General features: G+C 74.5%; 7 protein-coding genes. 4 read left to right on the forward strand and 3 right to left on the reverse strand.

Going from position 1 to position 21,290, the window contains the following annotated elements; genetic code table 11:
- Positions 1 to 215: 215 nt before the first annotated feature.
- Positions 216 to 1,136, reverse strand: a complete 921-nt coding sequence (locus AC5L35_RS06340; protein ID WP_495058597.1) for a universal stress protein — start codon at positions 1,134 to 1,136, stop codon at positions 216 to 218.
- The gene (locus AC5L35_RS06345) at positions 1,133 to 2,575 is read right to left on the reverse strand and encodes an APC family permease (protein WP_495058598.1); all 1,443 of its coding nucleotides are present in this window, start codon (positions 2,573 to 2,575) and stop codon (positions 1,133 to 1,135) included. Before AC5L35_RS06345 ends, AC5L35_RS06340 begins: the two co-directional genes overlap by 4 nt.
- A gap of 493 nt (positions 2,576 to 3,068) precedes the next feature.
- On the opposite strand from AC5L35_RS06345, the gene AC5L35_RS06350 reads away from it, so the two are divergent.
- The 4 genes from AC5L35_RS06350 (at position 3,069) to AC5L35_RS06365 (ending at position 7,097) form a co-directional block, all read left to right on the forward strand.
- On the forward strand, positions 3,069 to 3,398 hold the full coding sequence (locus AC5L35_RS06350) for a hypothetical protein (RefSeq protein ID WP_495058599.1): 330 nt from the start codon (positions 3,069 to 3,071) through the stop codon (positions 3,396 to 3,398).
- A 112-nt stretch (positions 3,399 to 3,510) separates the two neighbouring features.
- Positions 3,511 to 5,166, forward strand: coding sequence for a thiamine pyrophosphate-requiring protein (locus AC5L35_RS06355; RefSeq protein ID WP_495058600.1), 1,656 nt, complete (start codon positions 3,511 to 3,513; stop codon positions 5,164 to 5,166).
- An 8-nt stretch (positions 5,167 to 5,174) separates the two neighbouring features.
- Positions 5,175 to 6,164, forward strand: coding sequence for a zinc-binding dehydrogenase (locus AC5L35_RS06360; protein ID WP_495058601.1), 990 nt, complete (start codon positions 5,175 to 5,177; stop codon positions 6,162 to 6,164).
- A 117-nt stretch (positions 6,165 to 6,281) separates the two neighbouring features.
- Positions 6,282 to 7,097, forward strand: a complete 816-nt coding sequence (locus AC5L35_RS06365; protein ID WP_495058602.1) for an ion transporter — start codon at positions 6,282 to 6,284, stop codon at positions 7,095 to 7,097.
- Positions 7,098 to 7,305: 208 nt separating this feature from the next.
- Here the strand turns inward: AC5L35_RS06365 and AC5L35_RS06370 are convergent, their stop codons facing one another.
- Positions 7,306 to 21,282, reverse strand: a complete 13,977-nt coding sequence (locus tag AC5L35_RS06370) for a hypothetical protein (protein WP_495058603.1) — start codon at positions 21,280 to 21,282, stop codon at positions 7,306 to 7,308.
- Between the last annotated feature and the right edge of the window lie 8 nt (positions 21,283 to 21,290).

Below are 21,290 nucleotides of genomic sequence, written 5' to 3' on the forward strand. Positions count from 1 at the left end.
CGGCGCATTTTTCCCGCGTGATCACCCAGCGCCGTCATCATGTGTACCCGCCCCTCCACGGTCTGCATAGGGCCGATGACGATGTTGCTCCGAGCGCCGACGGGGACCAGCGCGGCGACCTCTCCCGCTTCGCCGCGGTCGAGACCGGGGTGGAGGCCGCACCCGCCGACGAGCGTACGGATCCGGGCTCGGTCGAGCGGCTCCCCGCCCGCGGGCTACCCCCGCTCCGCCCGCTCGGCGAGTGCCTGCGCCGCACCGCGCGGCACCACCACCACCGGCACCGGCGAGTGCCGGACGATCCGCGACGAGCGGGTGCCGATGAACACGCGCTCGAGGGGTCCCGCGGTGCTGGAGCCGACGGTCAGCAGATCCCCGGCCGCCCACCCGATCTCCTCGATCGCCCCCGCCCAGTCGGTGCCGTACCCGACCACCGACTCGATCGCGGACGGTCGGCGGGGCAGCCGCTCGACCTCCTCCAGGACGGCCCGCTGGGCCTGCTCGGCGTCGGCCGCCCACCCGTGCGTCACGGCGTCCTCGGCCCGGGAGCCGATCCCCGCCGTCAGCGGCGTGCGCGGGCGCACGGCGAACGACGCCACACGCAGGCCGGCACCCGCCTGGGCTGCGACCCCCGCGGCCGCGATGACGAGCTCGGAGGAGCCCTCGGTCGCTCCGAAGGCGGCCGTCACCCGGCGCACCCTGTTGTCGGGCAGGCACCGGAACCCGCGGGGGCCGAGCACGACGGGGAGGGGCGAGCTGTGCAGCAGCCGGTCCGCGACACTGCCGAACGCGACCCGGCCGAGCACCCCCGCGGTGGACGACCCGAGAACCAGCAGGCGCGCGCCGCGTTCCTTCGCCACCTCGAGCAGCCCCGCCGACGTCGAGCGGGCGCTGGCGACGACGAACGCGACTGTGCAGTCGGCCGGTACGAGTGCGCGGGCCCGCTCGATGGCGTCGGTCGCGCTGCGGTCGAGATACTCCTGGTACTCCGCGTCGACCCGGCCCATCCCAGGTGGCCACGGCGGCGGCACCACGGTGCACACCACCATGTCCTCGTCGAGAGAGCGGGCGAGCATGCCACCGAGGTGGATGGCGGCCGTCGCGCGCTCGTCGCGCGGCAGCCCGACGACGAGCGTCACAGCACGTCCCCCCGGGTGTCCGTCGTCGTCACGCGAAGTCGTGAGTGCCGGATCCCGTAGGTGAAGTACCAGATGAGCACGACGGCCACCCAGATCGCGAACACCGCGATCGTGATCGGCCGCAGTCCGACGATGATCCAGAGGCAGCCCGCGATCGACAGGATCGGCGTGACCGGGTAGCCGGGCACCCGGAACCCGCGGGGCAGGTCCGGCTCCGTGCGTCGCAGGATGATCACGCCGACGGAGACGACGAGGAACGCCACGAGCGTGCCGATGCTCGTCATCTCGGCGAGGAAGTTGATCGGGAGGAGCCCGGCCAGCAGCGCCACGGCGACCGCGACGACGATCGTGTTGTTCACCGGGGTGCTGGTGCGGGCGTTCACCTTCTGGAAGAAGCGCGGCAGCATCCCGTCGCGGCCGATCGCGAACAGGATGCGGGTCTGGCCGTAGATCGTCACGAGGGTGACGCTGAAGATCGAGATGATGGCCCCGGCCGCGAGCACGGTGCCCGGCCAGCTGGCGCCGACCACGTTCTCCAGGATGGCCGAGAGCCCGGCCTCCTGGCCCTCGAACTCGGCCTGGGGCTGGGCGGCGACCGCCACCAGGGCGACCGCCACGTAGACGAGCGTGACGGTGGCCAGCGCCATCATGATCGCCAGGGGCATCGTCCGGCGGGGGTTCTTCACCTCCTCCCCCGCAGTCGACACGGCGTCGAGACCGATGTAGGCGAAGAAGATGATGCCGGCGGCGCCGGTGATGCCCGTGACCCCGAACGGCGCGAAGTCGGCGAAGTTGTCGGTGTTCCAGCCCGTGATTCCGATGACGACGAACATCACCAGCACCGCGATCTTGATGACGACCATGGTCGCGTTGACCGTCGCCGACTCGCTCGCACCCCTGATGAGCAGCAGCGCACACAGCACCACGAGCACCACGGCCGGCAGGTTGAGCACACCGCCGCCCTCCGGCGACTGGGAGAGGGCTGCGGGGATCTGGAATCCGAACAGGTTGCCCAGCAACTGGTTGAGGTACTGCGACCAGCCGACCGCCACCGCGGCGGACGACACGCCGTACTCCAGCAGCAGGCACGCCGCCACCCCCATGGCGACGACCTCGCCGAGCGTCGCGTAGGCGTAGGAGTACGACGACCCCGACACCGGGACGGCGCTGGCCAGTTCCGCGTAGCAGACCGCCGTCAGGCCCGCGACGACCCCGGCGATCACGAACGACCAGACGACCGCAGGCCCGGCGACCGGGACGGCCTCGGTCAGGACGAAGAAGATGCCCGTCCCGACCGTCGCGCCCACGCCGATCATGGTGAGCTGGAAGAGCCCGATGCTGCGGGCGAGCTCACCCCCGCCGTGGCCGTCGAGCCCGCTCTCCGTGGCCATCTTTCCCACCGGCTTGCGACGGAAGGCCTGCTGCAACAACGTCGCCATGCCATCTCCTCGGTTCGGGGCCTGCCCACGATCCCGGGCGATTGGGCCGAATGCGAGCCCCCGAACGGACGGTGCGTACCGGACACGTCCGAATGCGACATGGTGGCGGGATTGCCCGCCGTGGTGATTCTCGGCACTACCGTCTCCCCCGAACACGAGCCGGACACTCCGTTCGGCCCAATCGGCAGCAGCCCCGGCACGGGGCGAAAACCCACGGCCGAGAAGATCAATACCCCGGTCCGGCGGCGCACGGACCCCGTCGGATCAGCGGTTTCCGCCTCCGACCAGCGGCTCCGGCACGGGCAACGACCCGGACCCTCGACGGCTCGGCGCGTCCCGATCGGGCCGGGCGCTCCTGACCGGCCACCAACCGCCGGTCAGGGGCGCCGGGGCGGCTGTGTCAAGCTGGGCCGCAGGCAGGTCAGTCCGGCAGGGTCGACACGACCCTGCCCTTGCGCCGGACTGAGGAGCCAGGAGGACGGAAGACAGAGACGTGAACAGCGCACTCAGTGTGGATGAGGAACTGGCGAAGCAGAGCATCGAAGGCTTCGAGCGGTTCAGAACCGGCGACGAGCTGGCGGCGTTCTTTCTCAGCGCGGGGATCACGGGCGCACGAGTCAAGGGCGCGTGCCCCGTCGCGACATATATCCGCGGATTCACCAACCGGGTCCGGATACTTGTCGGCGCCACGACAACGCAGATCTGGTCATGGAACCTCACCACGGTCACCAACCCGCAGTCCCTGACCGAGTTCATCGCCGACTTCTACGCGGGGCGCTATCCGCAACTTCTCCGTTCGTGGTTGCCCGTCTCCGATCGGTGACAGGCCGTCTGCTCCGGTGGGGCGGGCCGAACCGCCTGCCGCACCCGCGACATATGTCCTGACCTGTCTCCGAACACCTGACGCGCGCCGTCCTGGCGGAGAAGATCAGCCCGTGCCGGACGTCGCCGCAGTCGCCGCCGAGGTGCTCCGCCGCGAGGGCGTCGAGCATCTCCTCGCCTACCCGCTGAACCCGCTCATCGAGTCGGCGGCCGCCGTGGGGATCCGGCCGGTGATCGTCCGGCAGGAGCGGGTCGGCGTCCACATGGCGGACGCGATCAGCCGGCTCGGGGACACCGTCGGCGTCTTCTGCATGCAGGCCGGCCCTGGCGTGGAGAACTCGTTCGGTGCCGTGGCACAGGCGTACTCCGAGGGGGTCCCACTCGTCGTGATCCCCGGCGGGGCGCCACGCGCGCAGACCTGGGTGCCGCCCACGTTCAACGCCGCACTGAACTTCCGCCACGTCACCAAGGCGACCGAGCAGGTCACCACGGGCGCCGGGCTCGTCCCCGCCCTGCGTCGGGCGTTCACCCAGGCCCGCAACGGGCGCCCGGGACCGGTGCTCGTCGAGATCCCGGCGGACGTGTGGGCGGAGGAGGCGCCGGGGCTCGACGCCTACGTGCCGTCGCGGCGGGTGCGCTCCGCGCCGGACACCGAGTCCGTCGAGGCCGCGGCGGCAGCCCTGGTCGCCGCGGACCGACCGCTGCTCTACGCCGGGCAGGGCGTGCACCGGGCGCGGGCGTGGGGACAGCTGCGCGCCCTCGCCGAACTGCTGGAGGCGCCGGTCACCACGAGCCTGGAGGGCAAGAGCGCGTTCCCGGAGACGCATCGGCTCGCCCTCGGCTCGGGCGGGGTCGCGATGCCGCGGGCGGTGTTCGAGCACGTCCGCGACGCCGACGTCGTGTTCGGGATCGGAGCGAGCTTCACCGCCACCCCGTTCGGGATCCGCTTCCCGACGGCCGGGAAGACGTTCGTGCACAACACCCTCGACCCGGGTGACCTCAACAAGAACGTCCCCACCGAGCACGCCCTGCTCGGCGACACCGCACTCGCCCTGGACCTGCTGGTCGACGCGGTGCGCGAGCGGCTGGGCGGCGGGCCGCGGGGCCGGGCGGCCGAGATCGCGGGCCGGATCAGGGAGCAGAACGGGCCCTGGCTAGAGTCCTGGAAGCCCCTGCTGACCAGCGACGAGACGCCGCTCTCGCCGTACCGCGTGATCTGGGACCTGCTGCACCTCGTGGACGTCGAGCGCACGATCATCACGCACGACGCCGGGAGCCCCCGCGACGAGCTCTCCCCGTTCTGGCGTCCCGTCGCACCGCACAGCTACCTCGGGTGGGGCAAGTCCACGCAGCTCGGCTACGGCCTCGGGCTGGCGATGGGCGCGAAGCTCGCCCGGCCGGACCGGCTGTGCGTCAACGTGTGGGGCGACGGCGCGATCGGGATGACCGGCATGGACCTGGAGACCTGCGCCCGTGCCGGGATCCCGGTGCTGTCCGTGCTGTTCAACAACTTCGCGATGGCCATGGAGGACAGGATCATGGCCACCTCGCGCGAACGCTTCGGCACCACCGACATCTCCGGCGACTATGCCGCGATGGCCCAGGCCTTCGGCCTGCACGGCGAGCGGGTCACCGAGCCAGGAGAGATCGCGCCTGCGCTGCGCAAGGCGATCGCGGCGACGGAGGCCGGCACGCCCGCGCTCGTCGAGTTCGTCACCACCCGGGAGAAGAAGTACTCGACCTTCGACTACGCGACCTACCAGGGTTAGGAGAGGCCATGCGGGCGGTACAGCTCGTGGCACCGGGTCGGCTGGAGACGGTCGAGGTCCCGGTCCCGGTGCTCGGTCCCGACGAGGTGCTGGTCCGCTCGCACCGCGGCTCGATCTGCGGCAGCGACCTGCACATCGTCTTCGACGGGTTCCACCGCGGCGAGTTCCCGGCGGCGCCGGGGTTCCCCGGGCACGAGGGAGTCGGGATCGTCGAGGAGTCCCGCTCCCCCGCCTTCGCCCCCGGGGACGCCGTGCTCGTCGCGCCGGTACCGCTGCACGCGAGGTGCTTCGCCGAGTGGCAGGTCGTCCCGGGCCGGTCACTGGTGACGCTCCCGGAGGGTGCGGATCTCGACCGGCTGCTGATGGCCCAGCAGCTCGGCACCACCGTGTACGCGATGCGCCGGTTCTGGCCCGAGGCCGTCGCCGGGCGCGCCGACGGCCTGACCGCCGCGATCTGCGGCGCCGGGTCGGCCGGTCTGTTCTTCGCCCAGCTGACGCGCCGCGCCGGCTTCTCGACGGTGGTGATCGCCGACAAGGCGCCGTCGCGGCTGCGGATCGCGAAGGAGTTCGGTGCGGACGTGGTCGTCGACGCCACGGAGGGGTCGTTCGTCGAGGCGGTGCTGGAGGCGACCGGCGGGGTGGGCGCCGACCTGGTGATCGAGGCGGTCGGGTACGACGAGACGCGCATCCAGTGCCTGCACGCGGTACGGCAGCGGGGCCGCGTCGGCTACTTCGGCTTCCCCGAGAAGCCGGCAGGCCCCACGACCTGGGACTACAACGAGGCGTGGATCAAGCAGCCCTCGATCGAGCACAACCACAGCACCCAGGTCGAGCCCGGGCTCACGGCCTTCCGCGAGGCGGTCGACCTGATCCACACCGGCGCGGTCGACGTGAGCCCGTTCCTCGACCCGGTCTTCCCGCTGGAACAGGCGCAAGAGGCCTTCGAGGCGGCACGGGACCAGCAGGGCGGGAAGATCGCGATCGCACTGGGTGGGTAGCGACGTCACCCGCCGCCCGAACTGCCCGCCCGAACTGCCACGAATGTCCCACTTGCACCTTGTCGGCGCTTACCGCGCTCACTCGCCCGATATCGCTGACAGCTACAGTCCTGCCCCGTGATCAAGTCAGTCCGCGACACGGCACGACGAGTCGTGGAGCACCGCGCATTCCAGCCGACGGTGATCGCCGTCATCCTCCTCAATGCCGCAACACTCGGGCTGGAGACATCCAGTGCCGTGGTGACCTATCTCGGCGGGCTGCTGCACGTCGTGGACCGGGTGGCATTGGTTTTCTTCGTCGCCGACATCGGGCTTCGATTGGTGGCCTACGGGCGGCGATTCTGGCGTGACCCCTGGAACATCTTCGACTTCCTGATCGTGGCGATCGCGCTCCTGCCGGCATCGGGCCCGTTCTCCGTGCTGCGGGCGCTGCGGATACTCCGGGTACTCCGCCTGATCTCCATGGTGCCGAGCATGCGCCGGGTGGTGGGTGGCCTGCTGGCCGCGCTGCCCGGGATGGCCTCGATCTCCGCCCTGCTCTCGCTCATCCTCTACGTGGCGGCAGTCATGGGGACGAAACTCTTCGGCGCAGTGGCGCCGGAGTCGTTCGGCACCCTCGGCACCACGCTGTTCACCCTGTTCCAGACCATGACCGGCGAAGGCTGGCCGGACATCGCACAGCGGGTCATGACGGAGGTCCCGCTGGCCTGGATCTTCTTCGTCGTCTACATCCTGGTGAGCTCCTTCACCGTGCTCAACCTGTTCATCGCCGTGGTCGTGAGCGCCATGGAGAGCCAGGTCGTGGCCGAGGCGCGGGCCGAGGAGGCCGAGCATGCGGCCGACGAGCAGACCGCGAACTGGATGATCCTCGAAGAGATCAAGGTCTTGCGCGCCGAGTTGGCCGACATGCGGCTGGAACGCGCGGAGCCGTAGAGCGCGGAGCTCCCGGCCGGCGGTCTGAATGCCTGGAGGAAATAGCGCCAAGATTCCCGGATATGACGGAGCCGGAGCTCTACGCCTGGATCATCGAGAGATTCCGGTACTGAGCAGTTTCTCGGGAACACTGTGATTCTCGGGAACTGTGAAAAGAAGGCGGTGACGTATGCCCAAATCGGCGGCGAGAGCGCGCCGGTTTGACGCGTCAGCCGCCACCCGGTGCAGCGCCGATGCCGTAGATCGTGAACGCGCGGTGTACGGACGCCACGATCCGGCGGTTCTGCTCGTCGGTGTTGCCCGCGTTGTAGTGCCCGCTGTGCGCAGTGACCCGTTCGACGACGACCCGGGCCTGGTCGAGGCTCAGCCAGGCCGTGAAGGCCAGTTGGACGTCCTGCCCTCCAGCCGCCACGGCATGGCTGAACTCGAGGTCGCCTCCTGCCGGGTCGGGCAGCGTTGCGGGGATGACCCAGATCGTCCCGTCGAGCGCGAGCACCCCCTTGACCTGCGGCTGAACGCGGACGATGTCGGCGGCGGCGGGGCTGTCGAGCGACGCGCGGACCACGCCGTGCCCGTCCGCCCGCCGCACCTCGACCGGATAGTTCTCCGGTCGCAGGTTCGGCCGCGGCGTGGCGATCCCGATCAGGCGGCCGGCCGGGTTTCCCGGAGCCGGGCCGACCAGTGACATCGCGCCCGCTCGACCCGAGGCGCCGACGGCGGGGTCGTCGGCCCAGGCCGACGCGAGCGCATGCCAGTCCGACCGGTCCGCGAACAGGTCGTCCAACTGTCGCCGGGTCCGCTGGTCGCTCCGCACCGTCGCGTGGCTGCCGGGCAGCGCGTGCCGGGCGAGCGCGGCGAGCACACCGGCCTGCGCCGAGCTGAACCCCCACCAGCCGGCGAAGACCGCCTCGACCAGAGCCGGGAGCGCCTCGGCCGCGTCGGTGGCGACGACGTGCAACGTGCCACCCACCCAGGCGTGACCATTGTGTGGGCCCTGGTGGACGACCACCGGCGGGGGCCGCGGCCAGGCCGGGTCCCAGTCGCCGCGCAGCAGCTTCGCGGCGTCGATCAGCCAGATGTCCATCAGCAGCGCCTGCCGCTCGAACCCGGCCGGCAGCTCGGCGAGCACCGCCTCCAGCCGGTCGGCCCACCGGTTCCGGTCGGGTTGCGACAGCTCCGCCAACGGCGGCGACCCCGGCGCACCCAGCAGTCCGGCGGGCGGGCCGCGCGCCGACGTCGATGCCACCGGAGTGCTCGGCAGCGCGGCGACCGTGAGGTCGTCGAGTCCACCTGCGGCGGCGGCGCCGTTGGCGAGCCGGGTGACGGCCGTGGTGGCGTCGGCGTAGGCGCCGTCGAGCTTCCTGGCGAGGTCACGCGCCGTGGGCAGGTAGCGCCAGAGGCCGTCCGTCGCGAGCACGAGCAGGCCATCCGCGGTGGGCCGGTACCGGGTCACGGTGGGCTCGGGCCGGAAGTCGCCTGCCGCCCAGCGGGTCATCGTGCCGCCGTCGGTGATGGGACCGGGCCAGCTGTCGTCGCTGGTCAGCTGCCTGCCGGTGAGCTTCCCGTCCGCCGGGAGGTAGTAGGCGCGGGCCGTGCCGGCGTGGATGACCGTGATCGTGCCGTCGGTGCCGTAGTAGGCGGCCACGTAGGCGACGGCCCCGTGCCCGGTCTCGGGGGTGTACAGCTCGAGGAGCGCCGCCGTGCCGGCGGCATGGGCGTCGCGCAGGGCCTGCTCGGGGGTGCGGCCGAGGCCGCCGGGGCGCGCGATCTCGTCGTGGAGGGCGCGGACGAACCGGTTGGCGGCCTGCGCCGAGTTGGGGTAGCTGACCACGCCGTCGGCGACCGCGGCGACCCGATCGCCGTTCGGCAGCGTCACGACGGCGGCGGCGTCCTGGTTGGTGGGGTTGCCCCGGCCGCGGCGCGTGTCCGCGGCCAGGCCCCGGCCCTCGCGCACCTCGTCGCCGAACGGGTGCTCCAGCCGGTCGTGGTGCGGGATGACCGGTGAAGGGCCCGGGCCGGGCCGGGCGGTCGTCACGAACACGTCCTGGTGCCGGGTGCGCAGATCCTTGGCCGCGACCCGGGCCGCCTCCATGACCTTCCAGCCGCCGGCGGTGCGGTAGAGCTTCGTCTGCCACGCGTAGTCGCGGTCGATGTCGTATCGCGCGAGCGCCAGCCGCGCCCGGTCCAGCACACGCCGGCGCTCGGGGCCCGCGGGCAGGCGGTTCAGCTGCGCGCGGAAGCCGTCGAGCTCCTTGGCGATCTCGCGCAGCCAGTGCTCGGCGGTCGGCGGCAGCGGGTCGGCACCCGGGGCGTACGGCCGGGCTGCCTCGGCGGCGCGGAGCGTCCGGTCGATCTGGTGCGGGTACGCCCCCACCTCCGTGAGGCGCGCGGCGGCGTTCTGGCCGGCTTCGGCGAGCGCGGTGTGGGCCTCGACCTGGGCGGCGCGGGCCGCGCCCAGGTACGCGATCGCCTCGTCGGGCAGCCGGCCGTCCACCCGCTGGGCGGCCAGCAGCTCGCTCATGCGCAGGGCCCGGAGGTAGAGCCGGTCGGCGCGGTCCACGGCCCGCAGCAGGACCAGCAGCCGTCGGCGTTCCACCCCCGGGACCACCGCGTGCCGCCAGCGGGCCATGACCTGGTCGCGGGCCCCGGTGGCGATCCGGACGGGCCCGGCCGGGTGGTCGGCGGGCAGCGGCCAGTTGTGGCGGCCGGCCCGGTTGCGCAGCTGGTACGCGAGCCCGGTCAGCCGACGCCATCCGATTCCGGCGTCGTCGACCCACCCGTCGCGCCAGTGCCGGAACGCCAGGTCGCCGTCGTGCAGGATCTCGCGGAGCGCGGTGTAGGCGTCCTTCTCGGCCCGGGTGACGCCGGTGGCCCCCGGCTGCCCGACGGTGAGCGGGGCCAGCTCGGTGCCACCGGGGAGCACCAGCGGGTCGGCACGCACCGCGAGCCGCAGGCGGGGGCCGGCCGCCCGCCACACCGCGGCCAGCTTCGGGTCGGCGCGGTACCCGCCCGCCGCGTCGCCCGTCAGCGCACCCAGGTCGGCCAGCGCGGCCAGCGCCGTGTCCCACCCGGCGCCGCCGTACTGCGCGGCGAGCCGCTCGGGAGTGACCGGGTCCTGCCGGCCCGCGATCACGAGGAGCCGTTCCAGCAGGGTGGCGGGCGCCGCGCTCGGCGCCGTACGGGCCGCGGCGGCCAGCGCGTCGGTCCAGCGCCGCTGGTTCCACCGCCGCTGGGTGTCGCTCAGCTCGACCTCGCTGCCCAGGAGCGCCGCCGAGTGCAGCAGCCGCATGCCGGCGGCCAACTGCCGCTGCACGGTGAGCCGTTCCGGCGTGGCACCGGACTGGCGGGCCGCGAGCGCACGCTCCTCCGCGGTGGCCGCGTCGGCGGCGCTGCGGCCGCGCTGCCCCGCGAGCTGGGCGATCGCCTCCAGCGGTTCGCTGCGCGGCTTGCTCATGCCCTCCAGCTCGAACTCCAGCGCGCGCAGTGCGGCCCGCGCGCGCCGCAGGTTCGGGTGGTCCGGCTGGTTGTCGTCCAGGTAGTACTGCTTGATCTCCGCCAGCAGCGCGCGCCGCGGGCCCTCCAGGTACTCCGCCCGCAACGTCTTCCGGTCCTTGACGGCCGTGGCGAACCGCCCCGTCCAGATCCGGCTCGACGCCGCGTGCCGCGGCTGCGGGTCGGCCTTCGCCCAGAGCGCCAGGCTGAGCAGGCGCTGGAACTCGACGACGTCGGCGGCGTCCGTCCGGCCGGTCTCGCGCAGGTGCTTCGCGACCCGGGCCAGCGCGTCGGGGTCGGCGGCCAGCACCGGGACGGCGAGCATGATCGTCTCCACGTGGTGCGTCCGCCGGTGCGCGGCCGCTGCCCGCTCGCGGTCGAGCGCCCGGCCGATCTCCGGGGTGCCGGGCAGCGGCTCCCACTCGTCGAGCGGCACGGGGATCTCCGCGGACATCCGCGCCCACAGCCGGTCCGCCAGCACACCGGCGAGGTGCTCGTTCAGCGAACCGGCCAGCCCGAACTGGCCGAGCAGGTACTCCAGGTCGGTGCGGTAGCCGGCGACCCTGCGGTGGAGCCGATCACCGATCCACAACCATCGGAACGGCCGGTCCGGCGACCGCGACGCGCGCGAGCTGCGGTAGCCGTAGTAGCCGGCGCGGTGCTCGTCGGGATCGCGAACCAGCTTCCCGATCAGCCACACGGACCCCGCGGCCGCCCCGAAGCGGACGAGAACCGCAGTGAGCGAGTCGTTCGCCTCCACCCACGGCCTGCTCACCCAGGACAGGTTGATCGCGATCGCGGCCAGCCCGGCGAGGACCGGATCGACCGCCTTGCGGAACAGCAGCCGCGTGTCGACCGGGGAGAAGCTCTTGTAGTCGAGCCAGGCGATGAGCCAGCGGCGCTGCCGGTCCCCGCTGCCCGCGGCGTTCGACTCGGCGGCGTTCTTCTGCGCCTGCTTCGCCTTGCGCTTCGCGATCGGGGCCATGACCCGGCCGACCCAGATGTTGACGTACTCCGCGATCACGGTCGGCGACGCGTAGACGATCACCGCCACCGCGACGGCGCTGACCAGGTCACGCACCGCTCCCGGCGCCACGCCACCCGCCAGCCCACTGATCACGAAGGCCACCGCGGCCGACAGCGCACCGGACACGACCGACTTGATCCTCTTGGTGCGTCCCAGCTCCTTCTGCTGCACCGCCGCACCGGCGATGCCGGCCCCGATGGCCGCCGCCACGGGGACCACCCACCACGGCAACGTGGCCGGCGCGAACACCCTCAGGAGCCCGAGCCCGGCCGCGATCACGTACGCCAGCGCGGCGGAGAGCGCAGCGGCCCGCCGCGGGCGGGTCTGCATGCCGGAGTCCTGGTTGGCGTACTGCCTGCGCAGCACGTAGCGGTAGATCAGCCCGGCCGCGACCAGCGGCACCAGCAGCGCCTTGAGCCCGCGCAGGCCGGGCCGCGTCAGGAACGGCCACGCGGCCGTCCAGCCCTGCTGGAGCAGGCCCCACACCGTCGGGCCGCCCATTCCGGCGGCGAGGCCGACGGCGAACGAGATGCCGATCCGGACGCCCTGGGCGCGCAGCCCACGGGCGATCGCCTCCCACGGGGGGCCGCGGGTCTGCCGCGGCGTCCACACCGCGCGCGCCGCCGCGACCAGCCCGGCCGCCGCCACAACCAGCCCGAGCGGGCCCGTCACCACGCCCGTCCCGGCGATGCCCAGCTGCGCGCCTCCCCAGAGCCCCGCGCCCACCCCGATGCCGAACCCGGCCACGCGGGCCACACGCCGGCGGTTCCGCTCGGCGACCGGGACGTCCATCCCCGTCCGTGCCTTGAGCCGGAGGCGGTACCCGGCCAGGCCGCGGCCCCGCACGGCCCGGTCCAGCCGGCCGCCGGCCCTGACCGGCGCCACTCCGGCGTCCGCCACGATCCGCGCCGCCTCCGCCCGGCCCGCGACCAGCGCCCCCTCGGCCGCCCGGTGCGCGGCCACAGCTGTGGCGAGCCCCGGGAACGCGGTCGCGAACGCCTCCCCCACCGAGGTGACGGCCGGCCCGAACGCGACACCCGGTGCGGGCGTCCCGCCAGGCGGCACGGAGCGGGCCGGGTCGAGCCGGCCGGCCCGCGTCACGAGCCGGCGTGCCGTGTTCGCGGGGAGCCCGAGCGCCTCCCCGATGCGCTGGGCCAGCTCGGGCTCGGACAGCCGCACGGCCGCAGGCGCGGCCGCGTCGACGACCGACAGCCATCCGACCCAGCCGAGCTGCTCGGGGGTCACCTGCCGCACCGCAGCCCGCTGCTCGCGGTGCATCAGTTGCGCCGCACTCCCCACCGCGGCGCGCAGCCGTGCCACCGCACGGACCTGCTCGCGCAGCGCACTCGCGGCCCGCCACTGATCCAGCACCCGCCGGCGGGCGGCGCTCGCCGCATCACGAGCGGCCTGCCACCGGTCGGCCACCCACTGCCGGAGGGCGCCCGCGGCGCCGCGGACGTCCTGCCAGTGGTCCCCCGTCCGCTGCCGCGCGGCGCCCGCCGCGTCACGGACGTCCTGCCACCGGTTCCCCGCCCAAAGCCGCACGGTGCCCACGGCGCCACGGACGTCCTGCCACCGGTCCAGCAGCCACTGCCGGACCACGCCGGCCGCGGTCCGCACCGTCGGCGGCGTGGCCGGCAGCGCCCTGACGTCGGTCGTCGACAAGCCGGCCACCCGGCCCACCGGGCCGGCCCGGACGCCCGCGTTGCGGGCGGCCACGGCCGCCGCCCGGATCTGCTGGTCGCGCTGCGTGCGCGCCGCGACCACCTGTCGGGCCGCGGGCCTCAGCGGCACCACCGCCTGGCCGAGCGCCGTGGACCGCAGCGCCACCGCGGCCCGCGCGGCGCCGAGCAGTTCGTCGGCCGAGAGGCCGGTGTCGGCCACTGCGCGGCCGAGCGTCGCCGGCAGGGTCACCGCACCGGCGAGCGCCGGGTCGGCCAGCCGCGCGCGCACCCGCTGCGCGTTGACGCCCAGCGCGGCCGCCAGCCCGTCGACGATCTCGTCGTCGGTGCGGCCCAGGTCGCGCAGCCGCTCCGCAAGCACCGGAGCCCAGCCGAGCCGCTCCCCGAGGCCCTGCTCGTACCCGCGGACCGCCTCCCGCAGGAGGGCCTCCGCCTCCAGAGCGCGGGTCAGCGGCTCGTTCGCCTCGGCGACCTTCTCGCGCAACTCCTTCGCGGCCCTGCGCTGCCCCGGCCACCAGACCATGCCCGCGGCCAGCACGCTCGGATCGGCCACCCCGTAGCGGACGGCGGCGAGGGTCGCCACCAGGCCGCCGGTCAGCAGCACGACCGACCACGCCGCGCGCGGGTTCGTGGAGAACCGCTGCCACCACGGCGGGCCACGGGACCTCGGCTGCGGACCGGCCTTGCGGGACCCGAGCGCCCGCGACCCGGTGACACCGTTGGTACCCGGCGGCAGGCTCGGCCGCTGCTCCGGTCCGTCGCCGGTCGGCGTCGAGCCGCCGCCACCCGGAACCGACCCGCCACCGGACGCCGCCGGGCCGGACCCGCCGCCCGGGGGGTGGCCCAGGATCTGGCGGACCTGCTCGGCGTTCAGGCCGGTGATCGCGGCGATCCGGTCTGCGGACAGCCCGCCCCGAGCCGCCGAGCGCACCGCCGCTTCCAGCGCCGCGCGCCGCTCCGCCTGCCGATCGACCAGCTCGCCGGTGGTCAGCTCGACCTCCGCTGCCGCTTCACGCAGCCGCGCCTCCGCCGCCGTGAGGTGGGCGACCAGCCGCTCCTGCCGCTCCCGGAACGACCCGGTCGGCTCGCCCAGCCCGGCCGCAGCCGCAGTCGGAGACTTAGCCACCGGGTCGGTGCCCACGCCGGCGAACAGCCGCACCTCTGCCGGGTCGATCCCGACCGCACGCGCCACCACCGCATCGCGCTCCGCCGCGGCCCGGGGGTCGCTGAGCATCGCGTCGGGGCCGCTGAACAGCCACCGCACCGCGCTCCGCTGGACGCCGGCCAGCTCGGCATCCGCCGCTGCCGCCCCGCCCCGCGCCGCTGCCAGGCGGGACCGGGCCGTCACGACCGGGCCGTCCAACCCGGACAGCACCGAGCGCAGCTCCCGCACCGCCGCCCGCCGCCGGCCCGCTGCGACCAGCGGCTCCCGCCAGCCGTGCGCGACGTCCGCGATCCGGCCTCGGACCGCACGCAGTCCGGCAGGCCACAGGCGGTTCGCCAGCAGGACCGCACCCGCCGTCGCACCGCCGACCGCGACCACCAGCGTCGTAGCACCGGACCCGGCCGACGCCGAGATACCGGTGAGCACCGCGGTCGACAAGCCTGTCACACCTGCCGCCGCGAGCATCCGGACGCGCGCCGGTGGCCCGCGGACCCGCAGCACGTCGGGAACGAGACGCAGCGCGGCGGCGCTGATCGCCGTGATCCCGAGCCCGGCGGCCACCAGCGTCGCCGAGCCGGAGCCGTCCAGGACGGCCAGGCCGGCACCGAGAAGGGTGACCGCGGTGGTGCCCGCACCCCACGTGACGACGATGCGATCGCGACGCACGGTGTCCGGCCAGGCCGCGTTGCGCGGCGGCTGCGTCGCCCGCCAGGCGGCTTTCATCGTGGTGGGCAGCACGGTGAGCACGCCCGCGCGGGTGGCGCGGTTCCACGACAGTCCGTGGCGCTGAGCGAAGCGGGCGAGGACCTTGTCGCCCAGGTCGCCTGTCATCCCTGCCGACATCAGCGTCACGAGGGCAGCGCGGTCGCCCGCGGCGACGAACCGCCGCAGATCCGCAGCCACCTCGGCAGGCGCCCGGCGCAGCAGCCGCCGGCCCAGCCGCTGCGCCCACACGGCGTCACGCACCTGCACCGACGTGATGCCCTCGGCCCGGTACCGCTCGACCTGGGCCATCTGCCTGCGCCCGCCGCGGCTGCTCTCGGCGATCTTCCGGTGCATGTCGCCGTAGCCCTGGGCGACGCTCGCGAACTCCTGCCGCTCCGGTGCCACGCCGGGCCCGGGCCGGCGCGACTGCGCCGCCGCCGGCCACGACGACGACGCTCGCTGCTCCACCAGCGCGGCCCGCCGCTCCTCGAGGGTCGCGCGCTGTCCGCGCATCCCGGCGAGCTCCGCCACGGCCCGCTCGGCCTCGCGCTGCCAGCTCACCTCGGGTCGCCTGCCGCGGTCGGCCGTCGGGCGCGGGCCGGTGGGCAGATCGGCCTTGGCGCGGACCACGGCGGTCCTGCGCTCGAGCGCACCGATGGCCCGGTCCAGCGCGCGCTGCAGGCTGTCGATCTCCGTGATCGCAGCGTCGAGGTCCTGCTGACGAGCCACGTACCAGGCCTCGGCACGCTGCGCCGGGCTGTACCCCGCCCACTCGGCGTCGCTGATGTGCGCGGGCCGCCGCGCCTCGGCGATCGACAGGGTTCGCCCCGACACCCTGAGGTGGAGCTTGCCGTCGATGTCCTGCAACCGCCGGTCCCACACCGGGATCGGGCCACCGCCGACGGTCGGGGCGCCCGGGAGGGTCGGCGCCGGCGGCTGGCCCGGGTGCGTCGGGCGGGTGTCCGGACCGGGCACCGGCACGGCCCGGGCACCGACCGCCGCCGCACCCGTGCGCTGCGCGTCCGGAGCGGCCCCGGCGACCGACCGAGCGCCGGTTGCGCCGCCGTCCGCGACCGTCTGGCGCACGGCCGACGTGTGGGCGCCGCCGGCCGGCGCCCCGGTCTCCGCCGACGTGCGCGGCGCCGGGGCCGGGTGGTGGCCGCGCACCGGTCCGAGGGACCCGTCAGTCACCGACCTGGCCGCAGCTCCCGCCTCGGCGACGTGCGATGTCAGCTGTGGCACGTGTGCAGGCGGCGTGTGCGGGTGCGGGATCAGGGAGTAGACGACCACCGCGCTCGTCAGGCCGACCTTGACGAGGATCTCCTTCGCCCCGGCCTTCAGGTTCTGCCAACGCGACGAGCGCACAGCCTCGGCCGGTGCCGCGGGCAGGCCCGCGCCCGACTCGGCCGGCGCCTCGCGCGTCGACGGGCGGGGACCGTCCGACGCGGCGTCGCGGAGCAACCGGCCGCCCGGCAGCCCCAGGTCGACGACGCCCGGCCCGTCCAGGCCTGCGCGCTCCTCCACGAGCCGATGCCTCAGCCCGGCGAGCTCGGCCTCGAGTGCCCCGACGCGCTCGCCTGCCGCGACCGTCGCGCTGCGGTCACCCGTCCGGGCCTGGATCTCCGCCAGCCGGCCCTCGACCGCCGCGATGCGCTGCGCACGGCTCGCCGCTCGCCGGGGCGCCACTTCCACCCGCTGCACGGTGACGCCCGGCGCGACCTCGACCGGTGGCCCGGCCTCGCGGTGGTGCAGGCCGGGGACGTCGGTCGCCCCCGGCACCCGCGGGTCGGCCGGCTGCCGCAGGCGGTCGAGCTCGGCCTGCAGCCGGACCTGCTCGGCACGCAGTTGCCGGTTCGTCGCGACGTCCCGGTGAACGGCCTCTCCCTGTGCGGCGCGCTCAGCCCGCAGCTGGGACTCCACCTCGGTGATGCGGTGGCGCACCGACTCGATGCGACCGCTGCTCCGCTCGGGGCGCGCGACGATCTCGACCGTGACCCGCGAACCACCGGGGGTCTCGACGGTGTACCTGGTCCCGGGGGGCGGCAGGTCCAGCTCGCCCGTGGCAGGGCCGAGCCGTGCCGGATGCCCGTCCCGGGTCGGCACGGGCGCCGTCCCGTCCGCCTGCCGGCGTGGCCCACCGCTCGTACGCGGCTGGCCCGGAAGCGGGTCGGATCCGCCTGACGCCGTCAGCTGCGCCCCGCCGCCGGTTCCGGCCCGCTGCGCCGGGGTGACGTCCGCGCCGGACAGGAGCGCGGGGCCGCCGCCGGCGAGCCCGCCGCGCAGGGCCTCGCCGGCGAGGACGACGTCGTGGGCCTTGGCGACCCGCTTCTGCCGGATGGCGTTGGCGGCCTCGTGGCCCCTGAGGTACCCGAGTGGGGTCAGCCGGCGGGGCGAGGTGGGGAGGTCGGTGCCCCAGGCATCGAGCGACGCGGCCTGGCGAGCCGCCCCCAGCTCCTTCGGGGAGACGGCGCGGCCGAAGGGCAGACCCAGGACGTGGTGGGCGCGCGCCGTACCGATCAGACCGGGGACCCGCTGGGGGTTGGCGGCCGTGATGCGCTCCAGCAGGGAGCCCGTGTAGACCGTGCGGCCGAAGACGCCACCCCGCTGCATGATCCGGCCGCCGTGGGCCGAGGTCTCCAGCGCGCTCCCGACGCGGCCGAGCACGACGGCCCCGGCCGCATGACGCGTGCCCGCGCCGAGCCGGCCGTTCTCGAGTGCGGCCGCACCACGTCCCGCCAGGGCGGCCGACCCGGTGAACGCCGCCCGCGAGGCGGGCGCGAGCACTCGCGACCCCACCCCGGCGACGGCCCGCCCGGCCCAGAAGTACGGCCGGTAGGGGGCGAGCGCCACGTTGCCCGTCATGTTGGCGAGCCGGAACGTCGCGCCGGCGACGGCGTCCAGGCCGGGCGCTGCGCGTCCGGCCGCGTTCCCCACGGAGGTCAGGGCGCCGCGGAGCCCGGTGGTCGCCGTGGCTCCGGCGGCGGCCGTACCGGCGCTCTTCGCGCCCATCGAGACGAGCTTGACGGCCACTCCGGCCCCGGCCGCGACCAGCGCCACGGTGCCGACGTCCTCCAGCAGCGTCGACACCGGCGTGAAGTAGTAGTCGTCCCCGATCTTCTCCCAGCTACCGCCGTCGTTCAGCCACCGGTCGTAGAAGTTGACCGCGCTCTGGGCGACGCCGCCGGTGAACGGCCGGTTCTCCGCGTACCCCTGGAGCCCGTCGCCCCACTCGTTCCTGGTGACCCAGCTCTCCACCTCGGTCCCGACGGCGTCGACGAGGCCGGGCACCGCGTGCACGACGACCGAGCCGCCGTCCCGGGCCAGGTTCTTGAAGAACCCACCGACGGACTTCTTCGTCTCGACGTCCAGGACGACGTACTTGCCGCCCATGTCCTCGACCCACTGCTCGCCACCACACGACGAGGCGGAGGAGCACTCCTTGTTCTCCTCCCGGCCGGGCGCCTTCGAGTGCAGGGAGAGCGTGCCGCCGTCCTCGACCTCGCCCCCGGACTTGGCGGACTTCGCGGTGGCGAAGCCGAAGCACAGCCCGTTCCCGGAGGAGTGGCAGTCCGACAGGGTGTCGCGGTTGGAGTCGACGTGGGTGCGGAACTCCCCCGAGCAGGTCGAGTTCGAGTCGGCGCAGAAGCCGGAGGCGATCGCCTGGCCCTGGTGCTCGTCGTCGCCACCCGAGGTGAACGCACTGACGCTCAACGAGCAGGTGCCGGTCGCGGCCCTCCCGCAGTTCTTCACGGACCCGGCGTTGTTCTTCCCCGACTCGTGATCGGCCGTGGCCGTCCCCGAGTACGAGCAGCTCACCCCGTCGCTGCCCTCGCACCAGGCCACCACGTCGACCTTGTGCTTCTCGGCGTCCACCGTCACGCTCGCCGCCACCGTGCACGAGCCCGAGCCCGTGGAACCGGAGTCGGAGCAGTCGCCCATCGCGTTGCCCGTCAACCCGCCGTCATCACCGGTGGCCGCCCTCTGCCCCGTGGCCGAGAAGCTGTAGCTGCACGCCCCGGCGGCACCGTTGGTGTCACACCCGGCCCCGGCCACCACGTGCTCCGGCACCGTCGTCGGGGGCGCCTGGAAACATCCGTGCGGGCTCGTGCACTCGGGCGGGTACTTCGTGAACTCCGCGTGGTACTTGGCCACCGACACCGACGAGCAACTCCCGCCCGACTGCACGCAGTCGGACCTGCCGTCGCCGGTCAGCTTCCCGTCCGGCGACTGCACCCACGCCTCGGTGTGGGTCTCGGAACGGGTGCAGGTGCCCCCGTCCCCGCCGGCGCAGTCCGTGAACGCCTCCACCCGGCCGGTCTCCGCGTTGTGGGCCACCGACGCGGTCAGCGAGCACGTCCCCCCGGTGCCCGCACAGTCGGCACGGGCGGAACCGGTGTGCTTCGCGTCCCTGCTCTGCTGCGCCACGTCCCCGGCGGCGTGCGCGTCCATCCCGCAGTGCGGCCCCACGGGGTAGCAGCTGGTCTGCACGTTCACCCGCGCCGGGACGACGGGCGGGTTGCCGTCCTTGTCCTTGACGAGGGCGCCGTTCTCGTCCCGCTGGTACTCGGCCGGGGTGTAGGCGAAGACCCCGGACACCGAGCACGTGCCCGAGGTCTTCACGCAGTCCGACCGGCCGTTGCCCGACACCGTGCCGTCGGTCGGACCGCCAGGCGTGGCCTGCCCCGGCCCCGACACCTGGCCCCGCAGGTGCGCCTCGGACGTCGTGCACGTGGCGGCGCCGTCGGACGCGCAGTCGGCGAAGGCGTCGATCCGCCCGGTCTCCGGGTCGAACCCACCGGCCACGACCGTGGAACACGAGCCGGTGGTGCCCGAGCACGCCGAGGTGGCGGTTGCGGTGATCTTTCCGTCGGACGAGACGACGCGCGCGTCGGCGCGGGAGCCCTGCGTGCACGAGCCGGTGCCCTGCACGGCGCAGCCGGTGCCGACCACCAGCATCGGCGGGACGGGCTTGCCCTTCGCGTCGGTGGTCGCCGGGTGGTACTTCGCCACCCCGACGAGCCCGCAGGAGCCCACGCCGCCGGCGCAGCGCACCGACCCGGTCCCGGTCAGCTCCCCGTTCGGCGAGGACGCGTCGATGTCCACGTTCGCGTACCGGCTGCAACTCCCACCCGACGTGCCGCAGTACGAGGACACCTCGAGCTTGCCGGTGGCCGGGTCGTAGTGCGCACGAGACCCGGTGGCGCAGTACCCGCCCGACGCGCGACTGCCGGAGCAGTTCGCCCCCGAACCACCGCTGATGCCCTCGCCGGACGCCGAGGACGCCGACCTCGTCGCGTAGTGCGTGGAGCACGACCCCGTGCCCGAGCAGGACGCCTGAGCCACCGCCTGCTCGGAGTCGACCTCCACCGTGGCCGATGAGCCGCACGACCCGCCCGAACCCCCGCCCGAGCAGCTCGCCCACGCCTCGCCGTGCTGCCCACCCACCGTCTTCGACGCCTCGGCGTGGCTGGAGTAGGACGCCGAACACTTCGCCGCACCCGAGCAGCCCGCCGTCGCGGTCGCATAGCCCTTGCCCGCCCGGGCCTGCGCGTGGACCGACAGCCCGCCGCCGCCCGGGCCGCGGCCACCGCCCGAGCCACGTGCGGCCGCGTGCGCCCGGCTGCGGTGCGTGCCGTCGTCGTACGACGCGGCGGCCGCCGCACTGGCCGAGTAGGAGTAGCGGCAGTTCGCCGCACCCGAACACGACGCGCCTGCCGACGCGTACCCCGGACCCGCTGACGCCCGCGCCGACACCGCGACCCCACCGCCACCCCGGCCACCACCACCGGAACCCGACGCACTCGCGGACGCCCGGTTCCCGCCGTACGCGGCCGCCGCGGACGCCCGCGCGCTGTAGGAGTGCCGGCAGTTCGCCGCACCCGCGCACGACGCACCCGCCGACGCGTACCCCGGACCCGCCGACGCCTGCGCCGACACCGCCACCCCACCGGAACCCCGGCCGCCACCACCGGAACCCGACGCACTCGCGGAGGCCCGGTTGCCGCCGTACGCGGCCGAGGCAGCGGCCCGCGCGCTGTAGGAGTGGCCGCAGCGGACGCCGGCGCTGCCGGTGCAGGACGCGGCGGCCTGCGCGCCGCCGGGCCGGACCGACACCGCGGCGG

Source organism: Pseudonocardia sp. OZ21, assembly GCF_059359135.1.

Excerpts from the sequence above, each read along its gene's own strand:
- AC5L35_RS06345 (WP_495058598.1), bottom strand. The coding sequence starts at position 2,575 with ATGGCGACGTTGTTGCAGCAGGCCTTCCGTCGCAAGCCGGTGGGAAAG.
- AC5L35_RS06360 (WP_495058601.1), top strand. The coding sequence starts at position 5,175 with ATGCGGGCGGTACAGCTCGTGGCACCGGGTCGGCTGGAGACGGTCGAG.